Source organism: Solimonas soli DSM 21787, assembly GCF_000474945.1.
GTDB lineage: Bacteria > Pseudomonadota > Gammaproteobacteria > Nevskiales > Nevskiaceae > Solimonas > Solimonas soli.
Genome location: NZ_AXDW01000025.1, coordinates 1 through 23567 on the forward strand (window position 1 = coordinate 1; position 23567 = coordinate 23567).

General features: G+C 68.7%; 20 protein-coding genes and 2 pseudogenes. 13 read left to right on the top strand and 9 right to left on the bottom strand.

Annotated elements, in window-relative coordinates; all coding sequences use genetic code 11:
* Together K344_RS0111315 and K344_RS0111320 are read left to right on the top strand one after the other, a co-directional pair.
* A pseudogene (locus K344_RS0111315) lies at positions 1–387 on the top strand (4-hydroxy-2-oxovalerate aldolase); the annotation flags it as partial.
* Between the two features lie 163 nt (positions 388–550).
* Positions 551–1624, top strand: coding sequence for a serine hydrolase domain-containing protein (locus K344_RS0111320; protein ID WP_028080762.1), 1074 nt, complete (start codon positions 551–553; stop codon positions 1622–1624).
* Positions 1625–1692: 68 nt separating this feature from the next.
* Here the strand turns inward: K344_RS0111320 and K344_RS0111325 are convergent, their stop codons facing one another.
* Positions 1693–2721: an aldo/keto reductase gene (locus K344_RS0111325; protein WP_028080763.1), complete on the bottom strand. Its 1029-nt coding sequence runs from the start codon at positions 2719–2721 to the stop codon at positions 1693–1695.
* A gap of 177 nt (positions 2722–2898) precedes the next feature.
* Positions 2899–3348 carry a PA2169 family four-helix-bundle protein gene (locus K344_RS0111330; protein WP_028080764.1) on the bottom strand — a complete coding sequence of 150 codons (450 nt, stop codon included), beginning with the start codon at positions 3346–3348 and terminating at the stop codon, positions 2899–2901.
* Positions 3349–3613: 265 nt separating this feature from the next.
* On the opposite strand from K344_RS0111330, the gene K344_RS0111335 reads away from it, so the two are divergent.
* Complete coding sequence (locus tag K344_RS0111335; protein WP_028080765.1) at positions 3614–4060, top strand: DUF2846 domain-containing protein; 447 nt, start codon at positions 3614–3616, stop codon at positions 4058–4060.
* A gap of 70 nt (positions 4061–4130) precedes the next feature.
* Here the strand turns inward: K344_RS0111335 and K344_RS0111340 are convergent, their stop codons facing one another.
* The gene (locus tag K344_RS0111340) at positions 4131–5870 is read right to left on the bottom strand and encodes a hypothetical protein (RefSeq protein ID WP_028080766.1); all 1740 of its coding nucleotides are present in this window, start codon (positions 5868–5870) and stop codon (positions 4131–4133) included.
* A gap of 154 nt (positions 5871–6024) precedes the next feature.
* Between K344_RS0111340 and K344_RS0111345 the strand changes: the two genes are divergently transcribed.
* Entirely contained in the window at positions 6025–6954 is a 930-nt protein-coding gene (locus tag K344_RS0111345) for a pseudouridine synthase (protein ID WP_211234526.1), read from the top strand.
* A gap of 219 nt (positions 6955–7173) precedes the next feature.
* Here K344_RS0111345 and K344_RS21360 read toward each other — a convergent pair whose 3' ends face one another.
* From K344_RS21360 to K344_RS0111365, 4 genes are all read right to left on the bottom strand, one after another.
* Complete coding sequence (locus K344_RS21360) at positions 7174–9297, bottom strand: TonB-dependent receptor family protein (RefSeq protein ID WP_084197328.1); 2124 nt, start codon at positions 9295–9297, stop codon at positions 7174–7176.
* Positions 9298–9332: 35 nt separating this feature from the next.
* A complete protein-coding gene (locus K344_RS21365; protein WP_084197330.1) occupies positions 9333–9857 on the bottom strand; it encodes a copper chaperone PCu(A)C in 525 nt (174 codons plus the stop codon).
* Positions 9858–9974: 117 nt separating this feature from the next.
* Positions 9975–10376: a DUF2946 family protein gene (locus K344_RS0111360; RefSeq protein ID WP_366508739.1), complete on the bottom strand. Its 402-nt coding sequence runs from the start codon at positions 10374–10376 to the stop codon at positions 9975–9977.
* 166 nt (positions 10377–10542) lie between these two features.
* Positions 10543–13560: a parallel beta-helix domain-containing protein gene (locus K344_RS0111365; protein WP_436278829.1), complete on the bottom strand. Its 3018-nt coding sequence runs from the start codon at positions 13558–13560 to the stop codon at positions 10543–10545.
* Between the two features lie 271 nt (positions 13561–13831).
* On the opposite strand from K344_RS0111365, the gene K344_RS0111370 reads away from it, so the two are divergent.
* From K344_RS0111370 to K344_RS0111405, 8 genes are all read left to right on the top strand, one after another.
* Positions 13832–14851: a Rieske 2Fe-2S domain-containing protein gene (locus tag K344_RS0111370; RefSeq protein WP_028080770.1), complete on the top strand. Its 1020-nt coding sequence runs from the start codon at positions 13832–13834 to the stop codon at positions 14849–14851.
* Positions 14852–14919: 68 nt separating this feature from the next.
* Positions 14920–15243: a 2Fe-2S iron-sulfur cluster-binding protein gene (locus K344_RS0111375; RefSeq protein WP_028080771.1), complete on the top strand. Its 324-nt coding sequence runs from the start codon at positions 14920–14922 to the stop codon at positions 15241–15243.
* A 145-nt stretch (positions 15244–15388) separates the two neighbouring features.
* The gene (locus tag K344_RS0111380; protein WP_084197332.1) at positions 15389–15895 is read left to right on the top strand and encodes a rhodanese-like domain-containing protein; all 507 of its coding nucleotides are present in this window, start codon (positions 15389–15391) and stop codon (positions 15893–15895) included.
* Between the two features lie 10 nt (positions 15896–15905).
* Positions 15906–16859, top strand: coding sequence for a serine O-acetyltransferase EpsC (gene epsC / locus K344_RS0111385; RefSeq protein ID WP_028080773.1), 954 nt, complete (start codon positions 15906–15908; stop codon positions 16857–16859).
* The gene (locus tag K344_RS21370; protein WP_043114379.1) at positions 16856–17089 is read left to right on the top strand and encodes a helix-turn-helix domain-containing protein; all 234 of its coding nucleotides are present in this window, start codon (positions 16856–16858) and stop codon (positions 17087–17089) included. Before epsC ends, K344_RS21370 begins: the two co-directional genes overlap by 4 nt.
* A gap of 100 nt (positions 17090–17189) precedes the next feature.
* Positions 17190–18110: a family 2A encapsulin nanocompartment shell protein gene (locus K344_RS0111395; protein WP_028080774.1), complete on the top strand. Its 921-nt coding sequence runs from the start codon at positions 17190–17192 to the stop codon at positions 18108–18110.
* A complete protein-coding gene (locus K344_RS0111400) occupies positions 18085–20019 on the top strand; it encodes a family 2A encapsulin nanocompartment cargo protein cysteine desulfurase (protein ID WP_028080775.1) in 1935 nt (644 codons plus the stop codon). The genes K344_RS0111395 and K344_RS0111400 overlap by 26 nt, the downstream gene beginning before the upstream one ends.
* Positions 20020–20113: 94 nt before the next feature.
* Entirely contained in the window at positions 20114–20875 is a 762-nt protein-coding gene (locus K344_RS0111405) for a 2OG-Fe dioxygenase family protein (RefSeq protein ID WP_028080776.1), read from the top strand.
* Positions 20876–20931: 56 nt separating this feature from the next.
* Here the strand turns inward: K344_RS0111405 and K344_RS21375 are convergent.
* Positions 20932–21392 (bottom strand): annotated as a pseudogene (locus K344_RS21375) (MgtC/SapB family protein); the annotation flags it as partial.
* Between the two features lie 140 nt (positions 21393–21532).
* Here K344_RS21375 and K344_RS0111415 point away from each other — a divergent pair.
* Positions 21533–22771 (top strand): NADH:flavin oxidoreductase, encoded by a 1239-nt coding sequence (locus tag K344_RS0111415; protein WP_028080777.1) that lies wholly within the window; start codon positions 21533–21535, stop codon positions 22769–22771.
* A gap of 49 nt (positions 22772–22820) precedes the next feature.
* On the opposite strand, the gene K344_RS0111420 is transcribed toward K344_RS0111415, so the two are convergent.
* A complete protein-coding gene (locus K344_RS0111420) occupies positions 22821–23411 on the bottom strand; it encodes a TIGR00645 family protein (RefSeq protein ID WP_028080778.1) in 591 nt (196 codons plus the stop codon).
* Positions 23412–23567: the final 156 nt, after the last annotated feature.

Here is a 23567-nt window from a genome sequence, read left to right on the forward strand (position 1 = left end):
CGCATCGACTGCGCCTGCGGCGGCATGGGCGCCGGCGCCGGCAACACGCCGATGGAAGTGTTCGTCGCGGTGTGCAAGCGCATGGGCATCGAGACCGGCGTCGACGTGTTCAAGGTCAGCGATGTCGCCGAAGACCTCGTCACGCCGATCCTGGATTTCCCGGTGCGCATCGACCGCAACTCGCTGACGCTCGGCTATGCCGGCGTCTATTCGAGCTTCCTGCTGTTCGCCAGGCGCGCCGAACAGAAGTACGGTGTGCCGGCGCGCGAGATCCTGCTCGAGCTCGGCCGCCAGAAGATGGTCGGCGGCCAGGAAGACATGATCGAGGACACGGCGATCACGATGGCGCGCGAGCGGGGACTGCTGAAGACGGCCAGCGCGGCGTGAAGGCGGCGCGCCGCTCGCGGCGCCGGCGCTAGAAAACGCGGAGGCACGTTCCGGCCGGCGCCGACTTCGCGCGCCTGTACGAAATCCGCGCGTCGTGCCGACCGCTCGGCTGCCGTTCAGGCAGCGTGGCTAGAGTGGGTTTTCGTCTTTCGCCTCGCCCCTCATGCGCCTGAAAACTCTCCTGCCGCTCGCCTGCGCGAGCGCTCTCAGCCTTTGCGCCTGCGGTGGCGGCGATCACGCCGGCGATCCGGCGGCCAGCTACGACTGGACCGCCTTGTCGCAGACGCTCGACAGCTATATCGGCAGCGGCGACGGCCAGGTGACCGGCTACAGCTTCGCGATGAACGTCGGCGGCGAGACGGTCTACACGCGCGCCGGCGGTGACCTGACGACCGACGCCGTGGTGCCGATCGCCTCGGCCAGCAAGGCGCCGGCGGCGACCGTGATCCTGACCCTGGTCGACGACGGCCTGATCGCGCTCGACACGCCGGTCAGCAAGTACATCGGCAGCAGCATCGACTGGCCCGTGCTCAAGGGCGACATCACCATGCGCATGCTGCTGAACCACACCTCGGGCCTGCCGTTCGACTCGGAGTGCATGAACGACGACAACACGACGCTGCAGGACTGCGCCCAGGAAATCGCCCACAAGGCGCTCAACTTCCGGCCCGGCGAGAAGTTCGGCTACAGCGGCGCGGGCTATCAGGTCGCCGGCTACATTGCCGAGAAAGTCAGCGGCAAATCCTGGCAGCAGCTGGTGCAGGAGCGCCTGAGCGGGCCGCTCGGCATGACCAGCTTCAGCTACGGCAGCGGCAGCAATCCGCGCATCGCCGGCGGCGCCGTGTCGAGCGCGGCGGACTACCTGAAATTCACGCAGCTCTGGCTCGACGGCGGCAAGCTCGGCAAGACGCAGATCCTCACGGCAAACGACATCGCGCTCGGCAAGACGGATCAGATCACCGGCCTGCCGGTCTACTACACGCCGGTACCGCAAGGCAGCGCCCTCAACGGCTACAGCTTCGGCTGGTGGCTGACCGACAGCGACGCCATCGGCGGCAGCGCCGGCCCCGAGCTCAGCGATCCGGGCCTGCTCGGCACCACACCGTGGATGGACTATGACCAGCGCTACACGGCGGCGCTGCTGCTCACCAGCACCACCGACATCGGCATCGCCATGTGGCATGCCGCGCGCACCGACATTCTCGCGCAGCTGAATCCGGCCATGCCGATGCCCTGACGCGCGCGGACGCGCGCGCCAGACACCGGGCCGCACGATGCGGCCCTGCGCTGTTTGCCACGGCGCGCCTACCAGCGCACCGGCTTCGGGTTGATCATGTCGAAGCCCATCTGGTGCCAGTACGGATAGGCCGGCGTGCGATGGCTCACCGCCTCGAGGCGCGCGACCTGATCGGCGGTCAGCTTCCAGCCGACCGCGCCGAGGTTCTGCCGCAGCTGTTCCTCGTTGCGCGCGCCGATCACCAGGCTGGCGACCGTCGGCCGCTGCAGCAGCCAGTTCAGCGCGACCTGCGCCACGGTCTTGCCGGTTTCGCCGGCGACCGCATCGAGCACATCGACCACCCGATACAGATGCTCGTCATCGACCGGCGGGCCGCCTTCGGCGCCGCCCTGCGCGATGCGCCCGCTGCCGGCGCTGCCGCGGCGGATCTTGCCGGTGAGGCGGCCCCAGCCGAGCGGGCTCCAGACCATGGTGCCGACGCCCTGGTCGATCGCCGCCGGCATCAGCTCCCATTCGTAGTCGCGGCCGACCAGCGAGTAATAGCCCTGGTAGGCGATGTAGCGCGCCAGGCCGTAACGCTCCGACACGCTCAGCGATTTCATCAGGTGCCAGCCGGAGAAGTTGGAGCAGCCGATGTAGCGGACCTTGCCGGCGGTGATCAGGTCGTCGAGCACGCGCAGCGTTTCCTCGACCGGCGTCAGCGCGTCGAAGCCATGCATGAAATACAGATCGATGTGATCGGTGCCGAGGCGCTTGAGGCTGGCTTCGGCGGCGTTGATCAGATGGCGGCGCGACGAGCCGCGATCGTTCGGCCCCGGGCCCATCGGGAACGTGGCCTTGGTCGAGATCAGCAGTTCCTGGCGACGGCCCTTGATCGCCTGGCCGAGGATTTCCTCGGAGGCGCCTTTCGAATACACGTTGGCGGTATCGAAGAAATTGAGGCCGGCCTCGAGGCAGATGTCGACGAGACGCCGCGCCTCGGCGACATCGGTCGCGCCCCACTTCGAGAACATGTCGCCGACGCCCCCGAACGTGCCGGTGCCGAGACTGAGAACGGGGACGTGCAGGCCGGAGCGGCCGAGCTGGCGGATTTCCATCGGGCTTTCCTTCGGAAGTGCGGAGAATGCGAATGGCCGGCATGCGCTTGCCGACCGGTAACACGCCGGCATTGTAGCCAAGCCTTCCCGCCCCACCGCCCGCGCGGCCATGCCGGCGACGCACGACTGCCGTGCCTCGTCGGCATCAATGCCGCGCGCCGCGCCCGCGCGCGTCGCTCAGTGCGCGTGTGCGTGCATGCGCCACATGCGAATGGCGTCGTGGTGCTTCTGCGCCAGTTCGTAGTGCCGTTCGAGCAGGGCGTGGATTTCCGGCGGCGTCTCCTCGCGCACCGCGTCGGCGTAGCGGCTTTCGGCCAGCCGCTCCTCTTCCTCGATGTCGTCGAGAATGACGTCCTCGTCGCGACCGAGCGCGGTGACCTTGAGGTGCATCCAGGTGCGGTGCAGCGTGTGCGCGAAGCTGCCGATCTCCTTCGGCTGGCCGCCGAGCCGGCGCACCGCCTCCTGCAGCTCGCGTGCGGCGTCGCCGAAGAAATGCGAATACTCGAACAGCGACTGCTTGAGATCGGCGTGATGGGCCTCGTCCGCCGCCGCGCGCAGCCCGCGCTCGCCGTTCTTGGACATGACGATCAGATGATTGAGCAACTCGACGGTGTCGACCGTGTTCATGGCATTCCTCCTCGCGCAAACGAACCCGCGCCGCGCCGGAGCGATGCCATGGATGCCGCGATACGCCGGAAGCGGTAACGAATCTGCGATCGGCAATTTCGCGTCCGGCATCGCAGGGGGCGGCCCATCGAGGGTACGCCCCCGTAAGGCGCTTGCAAGCGCTGTTCGTCGGGTGATCCGGCGCACGGTTTCCGCACGGCCGAGGCCGATTTAGTCGATGCGCCGGGCGATGTCCCGCCCGTCCATCAACTTCAGGGAAGACATGATGCAGATCAAACCCTTCGGCAGCCTGATCGCTGCCGCCGCGGTGCTGTGCCTGTCGGCCTGCGCGTCGGTGCCGATGGCGCCGCCGGCCGCCGACCAGTCGGCCAAGCAGTTCGCGCCGGTCGCCGACAAGGCGAGCGTCTACATCTACCGCAACGAGAGCATCGGCGGCGCGATCAAGATGGGCGTCTACGTCGACGACAAGCCGATCGCGCAGACCGCCGCCAACACCTACATCTACGTGCTGCTCGCGCCGGGTCCGCACACCATCCGTTCGCACGCCGAGAACAACTCGGAAGTGCAGCTCGACGCCAAGGCCGGCGAGGTCTACTACCTGTGGCAGGAAGTGAAGATGGGCGTGATGTCGGCGCGCAGCCAGCTGCATCGGGTCGACGCGGCGCAGGGCCGGAAGGGGGTCCGCGAAACGAAGCTGGTGCAGAACCCGTAGCGGCGGGCGGCGGAATGCGAAGAAGGGCGCGGCCACCGCCGCGCCCTTCTTTTTTCTGAAGGCCCGGCGTCTATTCGGCGGAAGCGTCGAAGTTGCCGCCGCGCGATTCGCCGCCGTTGGTCGGATGGAAGAACAGCTCGCCGCTCAGGTGGCTGGCGCTGAGGAGGTAGCCGTGCGCGGTGGTCGGCCAGCCGAGGCCGAGCAGGTCGCCGCCTTCGACGCTGAACTCGCGGTCGCTGCCGGTCGCCGTGCCGGTGAAGGTCTGCGCGACGCCCCAGCTCTCGGTGGGGTAATCGGCGCATTCCGGCGTGTCCAGCGCTTCGCGCCGGGCGACGCCGTCGAAGCTGAGCGTGACGCCACGCGGCTGTCCTTCGGGCGGCGCGCTCTCGTAGTCGGCGGCGAAATTGCCGTAGGCGTAGTACAGATAGCAGCCGTAGACGCCGGCGCCCTGCCAGAAGCCGTCGCCGTAGTGATCCGACTCGGCGACGATGCGCGGCCCGAGCCGCGCGCTCTGCGTGCCGGCGGTGACGCCGTTCGAATTGCGCACGAGCGTGAAGCTGAAGTCGACCGGCTGGTCCGAGCCCTTGCCGGCGGCGTAGTCGAACTTCAGCGACAGCGCGTTGCCGCTGCCCGGCGTCAGCGTGCCGACGATGTCGGGGTTCGAGATGCGGCCGAGCCGGTAGGCCGATGCGGTCGCCGGCACCTTCGGCTCCTGCGGCACGCCGGCCAGCGAGTTCGGCATGGCCTTGCCGATCAGCTCGAGCGCCTTGGCGCGCAGCGTCCCGATCATGCTGCCGACGCTGTCGACGAGGCCGAGCAGCCGCGAACGCAGATCGGCGGGCACGGTGTTGAAGCCGCGCATCGGCTGCGCGGCGCCGGGGCGGAAGGTCAGCAGCGTGTCGCCGGCCGCCTTCGTCGCGGTCTTCGCCGTCGGCGAGGCGCGGCCCGAGGCGGCCTCGTCGGCGGGCTCGATCGCGAACTGGTTCTCGTCGATGCAGGCGTCGATGAGGTTCTGCACGGTGTCGGCGCTCTGCTTTTCGTTGTGCAGCTGGAAAAGCGAGTAGGCGAACTGCGCCAGATACTGGCCGGCCGTCGTGCTGACGAAGTTCACCGCGTAGGCGGCGAAGCCGGCGCCGGCGGCGCCGACGAAGTACACCTGGGCGACGACGTTCGCCACGTACAGCTTCATCGCCGTGTCGCATTGCGGGTCGTAGCTGCCGGCCTTGGCCAGCGTCGCCGCGAAGTCCGGATTGGCGACGAGGAAGCTGGCCATGGCCTGCCGGTCGGCGGCGCTCAGCGCCGGCAGGCCGGCCCGCGCGTCGGCGAGCCTGGCGCTCAGGGCGGCGTAGTAGTCGCGCTCGGCGCTCACGCCGGTCGCCGCGCGCAGTTCCTCCATGGCGGCCTGCGCGTCGCCGAACTGCTGGTCGAGATAGGCCAGCGCGTCGGCCGGCACCTCGGGCTTGCTGACGTCGATCTGCGTCGACCAGCTGCCCGACGCGTCGCGCAGGGTCAGCGTCTGCCGGCCGCTGTCGAGCGCCGGCAGCATGACCCAGTAATAGCCGCCGAACTCGATCAGCGGCGCCGGCTTGCCGCCGATCTCGGCGCTCGGCGTGCCGCTGACCGCGTAGGCGGTCGTGTCGAGCGGCACGAGACCGCCGCCGGACCGATAGGTCTTGCCCGGCTCGACCAGGGCGACCTCGCCGCCGCCGGCCTCATCGCCCTCGTCGCCGCCGCCCCCGCCGCAAGCGACCAGCCCCAGATTCAGCGACAGCGCCAGGGCCGTCACCGCCCATCCGAATTTGCCACGCATGGATTCCCCCGAAGACCGTCGCCGGCGTCGGGCCGCGCACGATGGCGGCCCTGGCGGACGATTGGAGCGCGGCGCCGTCCGCGACACCAGCGAATCGCCGCGCGAAACTCTGGCGGTTTTCTGGCGATCGCCAAATCCCTTTATAAAGAGCGTGATGAAAACCCCGCTTCCGGTCCGCGACGGCGTCGGCGCCAGCCATGTGCGGCTGCCGCCGGGCGCCTGGCGCACGGCGCTGGCCTTCCTGCTCGAACGCTATGCCGAGACCGGCGAGGCGGCCTGGCGCTCGCGGCTGGCGCGCCGGCTCGTCGTCGACGAGCACGGCGTGCCGCTGACCGCCGAGACGCCGTACCGCGCCGGCGCGACGCTGTGGTACTACCGCGAGCTCGAGTCCGAGCCGGAAATCCCGTTCGAGGCCCGCGTGCTGTACCGCGACGATCACCTGCTGATCGCCGACAAGCCGCACTTCCTGCCGGTCCTGCCTTCCGGCCGCTTCGTGCAGCAGACCCTGCTGGTGCGGCTCAAGCGCGAACTCGGCATCGACGCGCTGTCGCCGCTGCACCGCATCGACCGCGGCACCGCCGGCATCGTCGCCTTCTCGACGCAGGCGGCGACGCGCGGGCTCTACCAGCGCCTGTTCGCGACGCGCAGCATCGACAAGCGCTACGAGGCGCTGGCGCCGGCCGTCGACGGCCTCGCCTTGCCGTTCACGCGCCGCTCGCGCCTGGTCGCCGGCGAGCCGTTTTTCCGCATGCGGGAGATCGAAGGCGAAGCGAACAGCGAGACCGTCTTCGAGCACGCTACGCCGGCCGGCGATCTCGCGCTGTACCGGCTGCGTCCGGTGACCGGCAAGAAGCACCAGCTGCGCGTGCACCTGGCGGCGATCGGCGCGCCGATCGTCAACGACGATTTCTACCCGCAGCTGCGCGACGCCACCGACGAAAGGGCCGCGCACGAGGACTATTCGCGGCCGCTGCAGCTGCTCGCAAGGGAGCTTTCGTTCGTCGATCCGCTGCGCGGCGTGCAGCTGCGTTTCGAGAGCCGGCGGCAATTGTCGCTGCCGACGCATCCGCCCCCGGTACCGTGACCCAGAGATATCGCAACATGAAACGACGTCTTTTGGCGCGTGGCCGCGTCGTTCGTCGTCGCCGTAGTCCCCGCTACGCCTCCTCCTCGCGCCTCGCCACCCGGCAAAAGCCATCCGTTTCATTTCGTTCCGCCATCTCTGGGTCACGGTACCAGCGTCGCGTCGAAGCGCGGCGGCGGCCGGTGCCGGGCCTCGGGCCCGGCACCGGCGCAGGCACCGTCAGAAGCGCAGCCGCGTGCCGACGTAGAGCGCGCGCGGCTCGCCCGGCGTCAGGATGGCGTCGTCGGGCGCCGCGGCGTCCTTGACGCTGAAGAAGGCGACGTAGTTCTTGTCGCTCAGGTTGCGCAGTTCCGCATAGACCTCCCAGGTCTCGCGCGTGAGGCCGGCTCGCAGGCCCAGCAGCTCATACGAATCGACCTTGTAGCGGTTGCTGAAGTCGGCCCAGCGCGAGCCGACGACGTCGAAGGTCGGTCCGGCGTAGAAGCCGCTCGTGTGGCGATACAGCAGCTCGCCCTTGATCGCGTAGGTCGGCGCGGCCGGCAGGTCGTTGTCGCCGTAGTGCTCGTCGCCATCGAACTTGAAATGGTTGACGGTGATGTTGACCAGCGGCTCGATGCGATGGCTGCCGGCAGCGTCCAGCGCCAGGCTGGCGCCGAACAGGGCCTCGATGCCGGCGTGGATCGTGTCATCGATGTTCGCCGACAGGCTGGTGCCCGGCGCGTCCGGATCGTCGATCGACAGGATCTCGTCCTGGAGCTTCGCGTAGTAGACGGCGACGTCCCAGTGCCAGCGGTCCTTGTCGCCGAACGGCTGCGAGCCGCGCGTGCCGATCTCGGCGACCGTGCCGCGCATCGGATCGAGCGCCTTGTCGCAACCGCAGGCGTCGTCCTGCAGCTCGAAGTTGTCCGGCGCCTCGTAGAGACGGCTGAGGTTGGCGAACAGTTGCACGTCCGGCGTGAGCTGGTGGATCAGGCCGACGCGCGGATTGATGCTGTTGTAGTGGTCGTTCGGATTCGTCAGCACGCCGCTCGCGGCGTCGGTGTTCTTCACGTCGCGGCTGGAGACGACGCCCTGCGTGCCGTAGATGACGGTCCATTTCGGCGCGAACTGCCAGCGGTCGACGGCGAACAGCTCGACGCTGTCGGCACGGTTGTCGACGTCGGTCTGCAGCGCGCCACGCTGGCCGGGCTCGTAGTCGTAGTTGCCGCCCTTGTTGGTGGTCTCGCTGTAATCGACGCCGGCCAGCAGCTGGTGATCGCCGAGGCGCAGGTCGTAGCGCAGCGAGGTGCCGGCCGTGCGCTGCCTGGTGTCGATCAGCAGGCTGAAGTACGGCGGCGCGTAGACGATCGGGTGATAGAGCTGCTGGTCCTCGTAGGAGACACCGACCGAGAGATGGCTGTCGGCGCCGATGTCCCAGACCGTCTTGTTGGCGAAGCGCCAGGTCTGCACGTTGTAGTGATAGTCGCCGGCCACGGCGGCCGCTTCCGCCTGCCGCGGGTCATCCTGCCATTGCTCGCGCGTCAGCGAACCGGGCAGCTCCTGGTCATTGTCCAGGTAAGTCAGATAGAAGCGCGTGCGCAGCGCCTCGCTGAATTGCCAGCCGCTGTTGGCGTAGATGCCCTTGCGCTCCTGCTGCTGGTGGTCGCGGTAGCCGTCGTAGCTGCGGCCTTCGGCGGTGATCAGCCCGTCGAAAGGGCCGTTCACGGTGCCGACGCTGGCATGGCCTTGCACCTGGCCGAAGCTGCCGCCGCTGAGATACAGCTCCGGGGCGCTGTCGCGCGCGGTCGGCGTCGTGAAGTCGATCGCGCCGCCGAGCGTGCTGGCGCCGTAAGTCAGCGCATTGGCGCCGCGCGCGACGCTGATGTAGCGCGCCGCCAGCGGATCGATGATGCGGTTGTGGTTATTGCCGTCGGCGGTCGTCACCGGCAGGCCGTCCTGCAAGAGCTTGATGCCGTTGCCGTCGTAGTTGGTGGCGTCGAGGTTAGAGCCGCGGCTGGAGAAGAACGTCGAGTCGCCGGTCGAGCCGCTCGCCGCCCACACGCCGGGCACGTAGCGCAGCATGTCGGCGAGATTGGAGACATTGCGCTGGTAGAGGTCATCGCTGTCGACCAGCGTGACGCCGCCCGGATTGAGCGCCTGCTCGGCCTGCAGCTGCTGCCTGGTCTGCTCGGCGACGGCCTCGGCCGTGACGACGACCGTGGCCACCGGCGACGGCTCGTCGCTCTGCGCGAACGCGCCGATCGGCGCGAGACTGCAGGCGGACAACAGCAGGGTGGAGGCGCGGCCCGGCGCGCGGCGGCCGAGGCGCGGCGCGCCAGAAGAGTTGGAAAATTTCGTGTCCATGGTGGATTCGAGTCGATGAGGAGGCGATGCGCGCATCAGCCGTGGTGATGGCCGGACATCGCGTCCGGCGGCGACGCCGGCGCGGCATCGGCGCGGACCGGCAAGAGCAGCTCGAGCTGCGAGCCGTCATCGAAGCGGATCGACAGCGGCACCGTCTCGCCGGCCTTCGGCAGGCGCGTCAGCCCCATGAACATCAGGTGCGTGCCGCCCGGCGCCATCGCCAGCTGGCCATGCGCCGGCACCGTCGGATCAGCGAGCTCGCGCATGCGCATCTGGCCGTCGACCATCTTCATCTCGTGGATCTGCACCTGCGCCGCCAGCGGCGAACGCAGCGCCACGATCTTGCGCGGCGCGGCGCCGGCATTGCGCAGCGTGAGGAAAGCGCCGGCCACTGGCGCGCCCGGCGGCGGTTCGCGCAGCCAGGCACCGTCGGCGCTGATCGCCGCGCGGCTTTGCGTGGCCTGGTCGTCGTGATCGGCCTGCGCCGGCAGGCACAGGGTCGTGAACAGGGTCGCGAGCGCCACGCACAAGGCGCGGGCGCGAAGGTGATGCGGTTGCATGGGAGCGTTCCTCTCGAGAATCAGGCGCGATGACGGGCATCGTCGCTGCCGATGCCCTCATCGTTGGAAAGGCCGCAAGCACCCGATGTCGAATCGGGCGTGCGGCATCGCGTGCTTCTAGAGCGTGCGGGGCGGGGCGCGCAGCGGCGGAAGAACGAGCTGCTGAACGAGGGGAATCGCCGGCAGCGTGGACCGCGCTGCGGTCGGTCGGGTGGCGACGTGAAGGATCGCTGCAACCCGCGGCAGCGCCGCCGCATGCAGACCGTGGACGGAACACAGGCTGCACGTCGCCTTGGCGAGCGTCGCGCGCCGGGCGGCGTCCTGGACTTCCTTCGGCACGGCGGCGAGCAGCGCGCGACGGAATTCCGCGGAGCCGTGACCGCAGAAGGCATACGCCAGCGGATCGCCGCTGCGGCTGTACATCGCCTCGGCGTGCGCGACAGGCAGCAGCATCTGCGCGACCAGCGCGAAAACGCTGATCCATACCGCGGCAAGACGCTGGCGAACCCCCCATCCCATCCGCCTAGTATGCCTTACGCCGATCCGCACGATCAGTCGGATTCGCGCTTTCGATATATCACCGGACGCGGCCGCCGGCGTCGCTGATGGGGCCCCGACGCGGGCGGCAAAAAAGAGCGGGGCTCGCGCCCCGCCCTTCCGATACCGCCGACCGCCATTTTCGCGATCAGTTGGCGCAGCTCGTCGAACCCGGATAGGCCGTTTCGTCGGCGTGCACCACGTTCTGGATCCACTGCTGGATCAGCGCGTGGCCTTCCTCGTCGACCACGCTGCGCGCCAGCGGCGGCATGCGCGCGGCCGGCGTGGTGGCTGCCGAGCTGATGCGGAACTCGAGGATCGAATCGGCGGCGTTGGCCGGGTGGATGTCGTAGCTGCGGCCGCCGTTGCCTTCCTGGCCGGTGGCGGTCGGGCGCTTGCAGACGCCGTAAGTGGTGTCGACCTTGCGCAGGCTGTCGAGATAGAAGCCGGTGCTCGCCGCGAAGCCGCTGACGTTGTGGCAGTGCTGGCAATTCGCTTCGAGCCAGGAGCGTGCGCGCGCCTCGACGTCCTGCGCGCTGCCGGCCGCGAAGCCGGAATCGCCGGGCTTGTTGAAGGTCGGCACGCGCTCGATCTTGGTGGCGATCTGCGTCAGCGGATCGACGCCGAGATCGCCCGGGCAGCCGACCATCATGTTGTGGCTGCACCAGTAGGCGATCTGGTTGACGCCGGCGACCTCGTGCTGGCTCTGCTCGGTGATGCGCGTCGACTCGCTGTGATAGGCCTTGTTGAGATTGCGGATGCGCGGGCCGATCGGCGCGGCGCCGGCTTCCTGGTCGGCGCGCGAATGGCAGCTCAGGCACTGGTTGGCATTGGGGATCAGGTAGTTCGCCGTCGAGCCGCGGTGCACGAGGCCGGAGTCGACGTCCTTCATGTCCCAGTGCACGGACGCCGTGCCGCCGCCGAGCGCGAGCTTGGCCACCTTCTTGCCGTTCTCGGTGGTCCAGATGTACGCCATGCCGTCCCAGCGGGCGACGCCCTTGTTGTTGACGCGCTTGATCAGCAGGCGCGTTTCGACCGGCGTTTCGCTGTCGTCGGCCTCGTCGCGGAACGAGAAGGTCTTGGCGATGATCGTGCCGCTCGGGAACACGACCACGGCATTGGCACCGTCGGTCCTGGCGTCGCGGTAGACCGCCTTGGTGCCGGTCGGCAGATAGACGACGCGATACTTCACGGCGTAGTCGGAGAACAGCTTGGTATTGAGCGAGTACGGCGTGCCGTTGCCGTTCGGCGCGCTGGTCGGATCTTGCGGATCGCTGAACAGGTGGTACTGGTCGAGCGTCGGGCAGTTGACCTTGGCGGCGTCGAAGTTGACTTCGCCGGCCTTGCCGGCGCCGCACAGCTTGGCGATCTGCTCGGCGGTCGGCGCCGGATCGTAGTCGCCGCTGCGCTGGAACGGCGGGATGGTGACATCGGGCAGCGGCTCGAGATTCTTGTCGTACTGCGACACGCACTGGTGCGAGCTCATGTCGAAGCTCGACGGGAACTGCGCCAGCGCGCCGAGATCGAGGCTCTGCGAGATCACCAGTTCCAGGCCCTTGGTGCCGTGGAAGTTCGCGTACTTGAGGCTGTCGCTGCTGAAGCTGTTGTCGTCGTCGATGCACGAATACCAGTCCGGCAGGATGCGCGGCTTGTCGGCCTTGCTCTGGTCGAACTTGTACTGGTTGTAGTGGCAGCTCGGGTCCGGCACCTCGTTGGTGAGGATCGGCTTGCCGCGCTCGTCGTGCGGCACGTCCTCGCCGTTGGCGTCCTTCGGATACGGACAGCCGGCGTCGTTGCTGTCGAGCAGGCCGTCCCAGAGGATGTGCGCGCCGCGGATCTGGCCGGCGGCGAGCGGCGCCAGGTTGAGCAGCGGCGCCGGACACTTGAGCAGGTTCTGCGGCAGCAGGCAGGCGGCCTGGTTCTTGAGGCCGACCACGGCCGGCAGCAGCTTCGAGACCTCGCCCGACATGACGTTCTGCAGGGTCGGCAGCGGCAGCTGGTTGCCGTTGTTCTTGAAGGTGTTGTGCCAGATGTGCAGGCCTTCGGTGTACCAGTCGATGCGATGCTCGCTGGGCCGGCCGGCGCCCTGCGGGAAAATCTCGTAGCTGGTGTGGATGATGCCGGCGGTGTTGTTGCCTTCGAACAGATTGTCGTGGATGTCGATGCGGTCGTAGGCCAGCGTGATCATGCCGCTGCCGGCCGGCACGTTGCCGACGATGCCGCCGGACGTGAAGTTGTAGGTGTTGTTCATGCGCGCGGTGTTGTTCTTCATCACCGAGCGGTCGCCGTACTGGCGCAGGTTGTCGAGGTCGTAGATCAGGAAGCCGCCGGTGTTGCACTCGGCGAGGTTGCCGTCGTACTCGCCGCCGCGCACGTTCTCGATCTCGAAACCGAACACGTTGTAGGCGGCGCGGCTCTTGCGGATGATCGCCGTGTTGGTCTGGCCGACGTAGATGCCGGCGTCGGAGGCGCCGACCGACTCGGATTCCTCGATGAGGATGTTCTCGCTCGACACCGGGTAGATGCCGTAGCGGCCCGACAGCTTCGAGACGGTGTAGTCCGGCGAGCTGGTGTCGCCGACCACGTTCTGCGGGTCGTTCGGGTCCTGCGTCGCCGGATCGGTGCAGGCGACGTTGAGCAGCCTGGCGTTGTTGGCGAAGGCGTTGCCGGCGTTGATCGGCGTGGCGCTGGCACGGCCGCCGCCGGACGACCACATGGCGCGCACGCGCTGCACGGTGCCGTGATCGACGCCGCGGAACTCGATGCCGTTGCCGCCGGTGTCGAGCACGGTCAGGTCCTGCACGGTGATGCCGTGCACGTTGACGGCGAGGATGCCTTCCGGCGAGTTGTTCTGCTTGAACGACAGCACCGTCTGGTCACGGCCGGCGCCGCGGATCAGCACGTCCTCGGTATTGGTCAGCTGCAGCGACGAGGTCAGCTCGTAGTAGCCGGCGGCGAACTCGATGACATCGCCGGGCGCGGCCTGCACCATCGCCGCAACCATGTCGCTGGTCGCCGTCGGCCCCGGCGCGATGTGGAAGACGCGGCCTTCGCCGCTGCCGCCATTGTCCGAACCCGGATTGCTCTTGCCGCTCGACCCGCCGCAGGCCGCGAGCGCCAGGGCCAGCGCTGCCGGCAGCACGATCCCCGCAATACGTCCCTGCACCTTGCCCATCGAGCCCCCTGTGGCCCGCGGCCGGATCGGCCGCTTCCCCTGAATATGAATGGTTTGTTGCGAGTATATCGGCGGGCCTGCGCGGGCCCGGCGCGGGCGCGCAGGTAAATTCGGCCTACGGAGAAACCCGCATCGCGGCGCGCCGTTGCGCGCCCCTCGCCCGAAAGGACTAAGACGCAGCGCGCGCTTGCGGCGACCATGCGCAGGACGCTCCGGCCGGATGCCGGGGGACGCTATGCAACAAGCTGGAGGACGGGCCGCAATGGGTGACCAAATCAATCTCAAGATCCTGCTCGAGTCGCAGGGACTGGAACGCTGCCCGTTCCCGATCCCGACCGGCTGGTACTTCGTCGATTACGCGGACACGCTCAAGCCCGGCGAGATGCGCAACGTGCAGCTGTTCGGCCAGGAGTGGGTGCTGTTCCGCACCGAGTCCGGCAAGCCGGGCATGTCGGACCCGTATTGCCCGCACCTCGGCGCGCACATGGGCCACGGCGGCAAGGTCTGCGGCGAGCACATCCGCTGCCCGTTCCATCACTGGGAATACGACACCGCCGGCTGGTGCAAGAGCATTCCCTACGCCAAGGTCACGCCGCCGATCGTCAGGAAGCAGGCGATCCTGCGCACGCTGCCGATGGTCGAGAAGTACGGAATGATGTGGGCCTGGTATCACCCGCAGTGCGCCGAGCCGAGCTTCGAGCTGCCGTACATCCCGGAGATCGAAGATCCGACCGGCTACACCGGCTCGCGGCGCGGCTCGTGGACCGCCGACACCTGCATCCAGGAGATCGCCGAGAACGGCGTCGACACCGCGCACCTCAAGTTCCTGCACGGCGCGCCGGGCATCCCGCCGGTCGAGGCGACGTATGACGGCCCGGTCATGAAGCTCGACATCGGCCGCGGCTACATCGTCGGCACCGCCTACGGTCCGGGCCTCAACGTCATGCGCTTCAACCAGCACGGCATCACCGCGACGATGATCTCGTACACACAGCCGATCACCGCCGAGAAGAGCCGCATGAACATGAGCTTCCGCCATGTCGACTATCCCGAAGGCACGCCGGAACTGCATGCCTCGAAGAAGGTCATCGATCACATGATCGGCGCCGCCGAGGGCGAGGAGAGCGCCGGCTTCGAGAGCGTCGACTTCATCGTCTGGAACAACAAGAAGTATCGTCCGAACCCGCTGCTCTGCGACGGCGACGGCCCGGTGCTGCAGTTCCGCAAGTGGTTCAAGCAGTTCTACAGCAACGCCGACGCGGCGACGCTCGCCAAGATCTGAGCGCGGCGGTGGCCGAGACACCCGCCCCGGTCACAGCGGCCGGGGCGTTTTTATTGGAGAGCAGAAGCATGACGGCTGTACGGGTCAAGGATCGCGACGGCGCCGACAAGACGGTCGACGCCGACGACGGCGCGCTGCTGATGGAGGCGCTGCGCGACGCCGGCTGCGGCATCGAGGGCACCTGCGGCGGCGCGATGTCCTGCGGCACCTGCCACGTCTATGTCGCCGACGCCTGGGTGGCGAAGCTGCCGCCGAAGAGCGAGGACGAGACGATGATGCTCGAAGCGCTCGCCGATTTTGTGCCGCTGAAACCCGGTTCGCGGCTGTCGTGCCAGATCTCGCTGAACGGCAGACTCGAGGGACTCGAAGTGGAGATCGCCCCGCAGGCCTGATGGGAGATGCCGGCCGCCGATCTTTAGCTCGAAAGAGCATATGCGCAGCATCAGCAGTTCCTTTTAACACCTAAGTTTCGCTCCTACATTTGGAACATCTGCCGGCTATAGCCGCCGGCATCGCTTCCGAATACAGGAGTTTTCGATGACGTATCCCGCGCGAGCGGTACCGGCCACGCCGGTGCCGAGGGCCGCAGCAACGCCGACCGCACTGCCACCCGTCCTCGAGAAGGCTCGTGAGGCCGCTGCCGCTGCCGGCCTGTCCTATGCCGGCGGCGTAACGCCACGTGACGCCTGGGAGCTGGTGCAGTCCGGCCAGGCCAGGCTCGTCGACGTGCGCAGCGGCGAGGAACGCAAATTCGTCGGCCACGTCCCCGACACGCTGCACGTCGCCTGGGCGACCGGCACGGCGCTGACGCGCAATCCCCGCTTCGCGCGCGAACTCGAGGCCAAGGTCGGCAAGCACGAGGCGGTGCTGCTGCTGTGCCGTAGCGGCAAGCGTTCGGCACTCGCCGCCGAGGCCGCCGCCAGGGCCGGCTTCACCGCGGCCTTCAATGTGCTCGAAGGCTTCGAAGGCGAACTCGATGCTGAACGGCATCGCGGCCGTCGTGACGGATGGCGTTTCCACGGCCTGCCGTGGGTGCAGGATTAAAGCCGCGGCCATGAGCGCTATCGTCGCGCCGGGGGACGCGTCCCGCTGGAATCTGAATGAGGTGGTCGATGGCCTGCGCAGCGCGCGCGAGCGCTGGCGCGAGCATCGGCATCGTGATCGCAGCGATCGCGAATTCCCGTCGCGCGAGGTGATCCGCGATGCGCTGCTGCACCTGCGCGGCGCGCTGTTTCCACTGCGCCTCGGTCCGGCCGATCTGCGTCGCGGCGGCGAAGATTTCTACGTCGGGCATGCGCTCGACCTGGCGCTGACGGCGCTCGCCGGCCAGGTACTGCTCGAACTGCATTACCGCAATCACCTCGGCGGCGCCGACGACACGGCCGGCCTGCGTGAACAGGCCGACGCGATCGTCGCCGCCTTCGCGGCAGAGCTGCCGGCACTGCGCGCGCTGCTCGACACCGATGTCGAAGCCGCGTACCGCGGCGATCCGGCGGCGCGCAGCGTCGACGAGGTGCTGCTGTGCTATCCGGGCGTCCTCGCACTGATCCATCACCGCATCGCGCATCCGTTCTACACGCTCGGCGCGCCGCTGATCGCGCGCATCATCGCCGAGCTCGCGCATTCGGAAACCGGCATCGACATCCATCCGGGCGCGCGCATTGGCCCGTCGTTCTTCATCGATCATGGCAGCGGTGTCGTCATCGGCGAGACCGCCGAGATCGGCGAGCGCGTGCGCCTCTATCAGGCAGTGACGCTCGGCGCCAAGCGCTTCGAGAAAACCGACGACGGCGCGCTCGCCAAGGGCAGGCCGCGTCATCCGATCGTCGAGGACGATGTCGTCGTCTACGCCGGGGCGACCATTCTCGGCCGCATCACGATCGGCCGTGGCTCGACGATCGGCGGCAACGTCTGGCTCACGCACAGCGTGCCGCCGGGCAGCAACATCACGCAGGCCCATACGCGGCAGGACACGCGCCAGGAACAGGCCAATGGAGTCGCCGTTTGAGCGACGCGATCCACAAGGCCTTCGGCCGCATCATCCGTCGCGCGCGCGAGTTGCAGGGCTGGTCGCAGGAGAAACTCGCCGAGGCCGCCAATCTCAACCGCAGCTATCTCGGCGAAGTCGAGCGCGGCCTGGTGTCGCCGTCGCTGGCGACGATCGCCAAGCTCGCGCAGGCGCTCCGACAGACGCCTTCGAGCCTGTTCGACGCTCTGGAAGAAGAAACGGTCGATTAAGAATTTTTCGGGAATGGTGGCGATAGCCGGTGGCGCCGCCACTCAGATCATTTGATTCTTAGCTTATTCCAGCAGCAGTCGAAGCCCGTAGGAGTTTTCCATGGCAGAACCCGTGCAGACCTTGGGCGCGAGCGCCGCGCGCCAGCTTGCGAATACGACCAAGACGGCGGCTCAGTACGAGATCATCACGCCGCGATGGCTCGTCCATCTGCTGCAGTGGCTGCCGGTCGAGGCCGGCGTCTACCGCGTCAACAAGGTCAAGAACCCGGCCGACGTGAAGACCGCCTGCACGGTGCGCGAGTCGGGCGAGCTGCCCGACTCCTTCGTCGATTATGAGGAGCATCCGCGCGAGTACGTGCTCAACGCGGTGTCGACCAAGCTCAACATCAGCACGCGCGTTTCCGACCTGTTCTCGAGCCCGCACGACCAGATCAAGGAACAGCTGCGCCTGACGATCGAGACGATCAAGGAGCATCAGGAAAGCGAGCTGATCAACAACCCTGACTACGGCCTGCTCGCCAACGTCGCCGACTCGCAGATCGTGCATCCGCTGACCGGCGCACCGACGCCGGACGATCTCGACGAGCTGCTGACCAAGGTGTGGAAGGAGCCGGCGTTCTTCCTCGCGCATCCGCTGGCGATCGCCGCCTTCGGCCGCGAGTGCACGCGGCGCGGCGTGCCACCGCCGACGGTCAGCCTGTTCGGCGCGCAGTTCATCACCTGGCGCGGCATTCCGCTGATCCCGTCGGACAAGGTGCCGGTCGCCGACGGCAAATCGAAGATCCTGCTGATCCGCGTTGGCGAGAAGCGTCAGGGCGTCGTCGGCCTGTTCCAGCCGGGCCTGCCGGGCGAGCAGAATCCGGGCCTGTCGGTGCGCTTCATGGGCATCAACGAGTACGCGATCGCCTCCTACCTGATCTCGCTGTACTGCTCGCTGGCGATCCTCACCGACGATGCCGTGGCCGTTCTGGAAGACGTGGAAGTGAACAAGTTCCATGACTACCCCGACAGCTACAAGTGAGGCGGCTGCCGGCCTGCCCGATCTCGCCGACCTGACGCAGCTCGCCAACGCGCTGTTCAGTGCCGTGCCCGGCCAGCTCGTACCGGCCTCGAGGCCGCCACGGCCGGTTGCGGTCGGCGCGCCGGCATCGGCGCCGGGCGTGCCGTCGCTCGGCGCGTTCAATCCGCAGCCGACGCTGACGGCGCTGCCGGCGACGCCGCCCTTTCCGGTCTCGCAGGCCGCCTATGGCAACGCCGCGGCGCCCCCGTCGCTGATCACGCCGCGCATCGCGCCGACGCAGGCGCAATCGGCCGATCCGCACGGCGCGCAGGCCGGCATCGCGCCGCTCGTCACGCGTGGCGGCCCGGCGCTCGGCGTGCCGGAGGCCTACGCGGCCGCCGTGCCCGCCGCAGCGCCACCGCCGGCGCCCGCCGACGCCGGCCTGCCGGCCGCGCATCAGCCGGCGCCAGGCAGCCCGTATTACTTCATCGGCGAGAGCAGCGCCTATCAGCCGGCGGCGGCGCGGGCGCCGGCCAGCGATCTCGCCGCGACGCCGTCGTTCGCGTTTCCGGGCGCCGACGCATTGCCTGCCGCGCCGGCGGTGGCCGGCAATGGCGCACCGAGCTTCTATTTCGTCGATGCCGCACCGGCAGCGGGCACCGCGCCCGCCGGTCCGCGCCCGCAGGCCGCGCCCGCAGCGTTCGAGCGGCGCAAGCTCTTCGACGTCGAGGCCATCCGCCGCGACTTCCCGATCCTTGCCGAGCGCGTCAACGGCCGGCCGTTGATCTGGCTCGACAACGCGGCGACCACGCAGAAGCCGCAGGCCGTGATCGACCGTCTCGCGCATTTCTACGCGCACGAGAACTCCAATATCCATCGCGCCGCGCACGAGCTCGCGGCGCGCGCGACCGACGCCTATGAGGCCGCGCGCAACAAGGTCACGGCCTTCCTCGGCGCCAGCTCGCCGGAGGAGATCGTCTTCGTCCGCGGTGCAACGGAAGGCATCAATCTCGTCGCGCGCAGCTGGGGCGTCGCCAACATCCAGGCCGGCGACGAGATCGTCGTCAGTCATCTCGAGCACCACGCCAACATCGTGCCGTGGCAAATGCTGGCGAGCGAGAAGGGTGCCAGGCTGCGCGTGATCCCGGTCGATGACACCGGACAGCTGCGCCTCGACGAATACCAGAAGCTCCTGAACGATCGCACCAAGATCGTCGCCGTCACGCAGGTCTCGAACGCGCTCGGCACTGTCGTGCCGGTCCGGCAGCTGATCGACATGGCGCACCGCGTCGGCGCCAGGGTGCTGGTCGACGGCGCGCAGTCGGTCTCGCATCTGCGCGTCGACGTGCAGGCGCTCGACGCCGACTTCTTCGTGTTCTCCGGCCACAAGATCTTCGGCCCGACCGGCATCGGCGTCGTCTACGGCAAGAAGGCCCTGCTCGACGACATGCCGCCGTATCAGGGCGGCGGCAACATGATCGCCGACGTAAGGTTCGAGAAGACCGTCTATCACGGCCCGCCGGCGCGCTTCGAAGCCGGCACCGGCAACATCGCCGATGCCGTCGGGCTCGGCGCCGCGCTCGATTACGTCGAGCGCCTCGGACTCGAGAACATCGCGCAATACGAGCATGAGCTGCTGGCCCACGGGCTCGACGGCCTGCGCCGCATTCCCGGCCTGCGCCTGATCGGCTGCGCCGCCGAACGCACCAGCGTGATGTCGTTCGTGCTCGATGGCTGGAAGACCGAGGAGGTCGGCAAGGCGCTGAATCAGGACGGCATCGCGGTGCGCTCCGGCCACCACTGCGCGCAGCCGATCCTGCGCCGCTTCGGGGTCGAGGCGACGGTGCGTCCGTCGCTGGCGTTCTACAACACGCACGACGAAGTCGACGCCCTGATCGCCGCCGTCGGCCGGCTCGCGCAGCGCCGCTGACGGCGGCGGCGGCGCGACCGGCGCGCCGCCATTGCCGCGCCGCGCCGACTCGGTTCCAATACGCGCCCCTGTCATTGCCCGGCGGACCCGCGTCATGGCCGCTTCCTCCTCGCGGTCGCCCGAACCGGCGTCGCTCGACGCGCTGGCGGCGTGCGGGCACCGCTTCGTGCCGGCCGCCGCGCTACGCGCGCAGCTCGCGGCCGACGGCGGCCTCGCCGACTGGGCCGCCTTCGTCGACAGCTGGAACGGCATGCCGCTCGACACCTACATGGCCGACGGCGGCCGCTACCGGCGGCGCCGGCATGGCGTCTACGCGGTCGACGGCGACGGCATCGCGCGCCAGCCGCCGCAGGCGCACTGGCAGAGCCGCGACTACAACGCGCTGAATGGCGGCATCGCGCGCTGGTTCGAGCCCATAGCTCCGGCGATCGCCGACGGCGCGACGATGACGACGCTGTTGCGCTTCTGCGCGACGACCTTTGCCGCGCTCGCGCCGGACGTCGCACGCTGGCACGTCGAGGTTCATCAGTTCCGCATCGAGGCGTCGGCCGGCGAGCATGGCAGGCCGACGCCGGAAGGCGTGCATCGCGACGGCGTCGACTACGTGCTCGTGCTGATGGTGAAGCGACGCAACATCGCCAGCGGCACGACGACGATCCACGCCCCGGACGGCACGGACCTCGGCGCGTTCACGCTGATCGAGCCATGCGACGCGATGCTGCTCGACGACAAGCGCGTGTTCCACGGCGTGACGCCGGTCGAGCCCGTCGACCCGCTGCAGCCGGCGTACCGCGACGTGCTGGTCGTGACGTTCCGGCGCGACCGGATCAAGGCGAGGCCGGCACGAAGTGCCTGATGATGCCGAGCGCGATGAGCAACCCGACGCCGCTGAAGAGATCCAGAGGTCGCCGACTTCCTTGACGCGCGCACGCCGGGCAGGCGCTGCAGCAGCGCGACGGTCGCCGCGTACTCGCCCGCGGAGAGGCGCGCCAGCGTGAGCGTCACGTCGTCCATCTCCCCGTTCCCGGCGCTCGCCTGCACGACGAAGCGCTTGCTGCGGCGCCGAGCTCGCGGCTCAGCGCGCCGAACTCGAGCGCGCCGCGCCTGGCGTGCAGGCGCGGCATATGGCGGCGCCGCTCTTCGAAGAAGCGCCGTTCGATCGGCTTCAGGCCGGCGAGGATGATGACCGTCGCGGCGATCGCCGCCGTGCAGAGATCACCGCCGGCCGCGGGGCCGGTCGCCGCGACCGACCACAGGCTCGCGGCCGTCGTCAGCCCGCGGATGATCTCGCCGCGCAGCAGAATGGAGCCGGCGCCGAGGAAGCCGATGCCGGAAACGACCCGCGCGGCGACGCGCGACGGGTCGGGCACTACCTGCGCCCGGCATTGCTGAGCATGCGCGCGACCTCCATGCGGAGACGCCGTCATTCCCGACAACGACCGCCTGCATTCGGACGAGGCCGGCGGCGGCGGACGGCGGCACGGTAGCGGCCTCGCTCCGACCGGACGCCTGCATGGACACGCCAGCCGCCGCCAGCGTCATCTCGCCGTTCTCGCCGATGCGCATCGGCCCCATCGCGTTGCGCAACCGCTTCATCAAGTCGGCGACCAACGAGGGCATGGCCAAGGGCGGTGTGCCGTCGAAGATGCTCGTCGAGCATCATCGACGCATCGCCGCCGGCGGCGTGGCGATGACGACGGTCGCGTACTGCGCCGTCAGCCCGGACGGCCGCACCTTCGTCGATCAGGTGTCGCTGAACCGCGAGAGCCTGCCGCACCTGCGCGCCTTGACCGCTGCCGTGCATGGCGAGGGCGCGGCGATCTGCGCGCAGATCACCCATGGCGGCGCCTTCACCTTCCTGCCGGAACTGACGCGCAAATATCCGCTGTCGTCGTCCGGCGGCCTCAACGCCGCCGGCGTGCTCAGCGGCCGCCTGTTCAAGACGGCGATGACGGCAGCCGACATGCGGGCGGTGCTCGCCGAGTTCGTCGCCGGCGCGCAGCTGGCGCGCGAGGCCGGCTTCGACGCCGTCGAGATCCACATGGGCCACGGCTATCTGCTCAGCCAGTTCCTGTCGCCGCTCTACAACCGGCGCCGCGACGGCTACGGCGGCCCGGCCGAACGGCGCGCGCGCTTCCCGGCGCAGGTGCTGCGCGCGGTGCTCGACGCGGTCGGCCACGAGCTCGCGGTGACCTGCAAGATCTGCGTGACCGAAGGGGTGAAGAAGGGCGCCACGGCCGAGGACGCGGCGGCGGTCGCCCGCGTGCTGGAGCGCGAGGGCGCGCATCTGCTGGTGCTCAGCGGCGGCATGAACGTCGAATCGCCGTGGGCGATCTTCGGCAGCAAGATGCCGAAGGAGGCGCTGACCTCGATCGAGAACCGGATCGTGCGCTTCGCCGCCGGCCTGCAGGAGCTGGCGGCGCCGAAGATCGAATTCCGCGAGCTGTATTTCCGCGAGCACTCGCAGAAGGTGCGCGCCGCGGTGAAGATGCCGCTCGCCTATCTTGGCGGCGCCAAGTCGCTCGCCGGCGTGCAGACGGCGATGGCGGACGGCTTCGACTGCGTGGTCATGGGCCGCGCCCTCATCCACGACGCCGAGCTCGTCAACAAATTCCGCGACGGCCGCGCCACGACGTCCGCCTGCACGGCCTGCAACCGCTGCGTGGTGATGATGTACACCGAAGGCGGCACCAGCTGCGTGCTGTTCCCGCCGAACGATCCGCTGCTCAATCGCACGCCGGCGGCGGCGTGACGAGGATCGATGCCCTCTCCCCTCGTGCAGAGACAGAGGGCTTCGTTCTTCAGTGTCCGTCGCCCTTGCCGTTCGCCGCGGCGCTGGCCATGACGATGCGGTCGGTCCAGGCGATGCCGATCGCCGAGAAAATGAACACGGTGTGGATGATGGTCTGCCACATCACGCCGGTCGGCGTCGATGCGGTGCAGCGCAAGCCGGCGTCGGCGGCGCCGCACAGCGGCAGGCCGAGCGCGCCGGCTTCGATGAAGGTCTTCAGCAGGTGGATCGAGGAGATGCCGATGATCGCCATCGCCAGCTTCACCTTGAGCACCGAAGCGTTGACGTGGCTGAGCCATTCCGGCTGGTCCGGATGGCCTTCGAGGTTGAGGCGCGACACGAAGGTCTCGTAGCCGCCGACGATCACCATGACCAGCAGGTTGGAGATCATCACCACGTCGATCAGGCCGAGCACGATCAGCATCACCTCCTGCTCGCGCAGCTCCAGCGCGCCGTGGATCAGGTGCCAGAGCTCCTTGACGAACAGGATCACGTAGACGCCCTGCGCGACGATCAGGCCGAGATAGAGCGGCAGCTGCAGCCAGCGCGAGGAGAAGATCAGGGCGGGCAAGGGACTGAGGGCTTTCGGCGCGGCGGACATCGGCACTTCCTGAAGGGCAAGAGTGCCGATTCTAGGGGCGGCCCCGGAGCCGCGGAAGCGCCGTCAGCGGCGCATCTCCCTCAGAAGGACGAGGCACGGCCGGCCCCGGCCCTATACATGATCGGCTTGCGAACGAGAACCCGGCGGGCCGCGACG

Excerpts from the sequence above, each read along its gene's own strand:
- K344_RS0111330 (WP_028080764.1), bottom strand. The coding sequence starts at position 3,348 with ATGAACACGGTCGACACCGTCGAGTTGCTCAATCATCTGATCGTCATG.
- K344_RS0111345 (WP_211234526.1), top strand. The coding sequence starts at position 6,025 with ATGAAAACCCCGCTTCCGGTCCGCGACGGCGTCGGCGCCAGCCATGTG.
- K344_RS0111325 (WP_028080763.1), bottom strand. The coding sequence starts at position 2,721 with ATGGAAATCCGCCAGCTCGGCCGCTCCGGCCTGCACGTCCCCGTTCTC.
- K344_RS0111405 (WP_028080776.1), top strand. The coding sequence starts at position 20,114 with ATGGCCGCTTCCTCCTCGCGGTCGCCCGAACCGGCGTCGCTCGACGCG.
- K344_RS0111400 (WP_028080775.1), top strand. The coding sequence starts at position 18,085 with ATGACTACCCCGACAGCTACAAGTGAGGCGGCTGCCGGCCTGCCCGAT.
- K344_RS0111320 (WP_028080762.1), top strand. The coding sequence starts at position 551 with ATGCGCCTGAAAACTCTCCTGCCGCTCGCCTGCGCGAGCGCTCTCAGC.
- K344_RS21365 (WP_084197330.1), bottom strand. The coding sequence starts at position 9,857 with ATGCAACCGCATCACCTTCGCGCCCGCGCCTTGTGCGTGGCGCTCGCG.
- K344_RS0111395 (WP_028080774.1), top strand. The coding sequence starts at position 17,190 with ATGGCAGAACCCGTGCAGACCTTGGGCGCGAGCGCCGCGCGCCAGCTT.
- K344_RS0111370 (WP_028080770.1), top strand. The coding sequence starts at position 13,832 with ATGGGTGACCAAATCAATCTCAAGATCCTGCTCGAGTCGCAGGGACTG.
- epsC (WP_028080773.1), top strand. The coding sequence starts at position 15,906 with ATGAGCGCTATCGTCGCGCCGGGGGACGCGTCCCGCTGGAATCTGAAT.
- K344_RS0111360 (WP_366508739.1), bottom strand. The coding sequence starts at position 10,376 with ATGGGATGGGGGGTTCGCCAGCGTCTTGCCGCGGTATGGATCAGCGTT.
- K344_RS0111380 (WP_084197332.1), top strand. The coding sequence starts at position 15,389 with ATGACGTATCCCGCGCGAGCGGTACCGGCCACGCCGGTGCCGAGGGCC.
- K344_RS0111340 (WP_028080766.1), bottom strand. The coding sequence starts at position 5,870 with ATGCGTGGCAAATTCGGATGGGCGGTGACGGCCCTGGCGCTGTCGCTG.
- K344_RS0111375 (WP_028080771.1), top strand. The coding sequence starts at position 14,920 with ATGACGGCTGTACGGGTCAAGGATCGCGACGGCGCCGACAAGACGGTC.
- K344_RS0111335 (WP_028080765.1), top strand. The coding sequence starts at position 3,614 with ATGCAGATCAAACCCTTCGGCAGCCTGATCGCTGCCGCCGCGGTGCTG.
- K344_RS0111420 (WP_028080778.1), bottom strand. The coding sequence starts at position 23,411 with ATGTCCGCCGCGCCGAAAGCCCTCAGTCCCTTGCCCGCCCTGATCTTC.
- K344_RS21360 (WP_084197328.1), bottom strand. The coding sequence starts at position 9,297 with ATGGACACGAAATTTTCCAACTCTTCTGGCGCGCCGCGCCTCGGCCGC.
- K344_RS0111415 (WP_028080777.1), top strand. The coding sequence starts at position 21,533 with ATGGACACGCCAGCCGCCGCCAGCGTCATCTCGCCGTTCTCGCCGATG.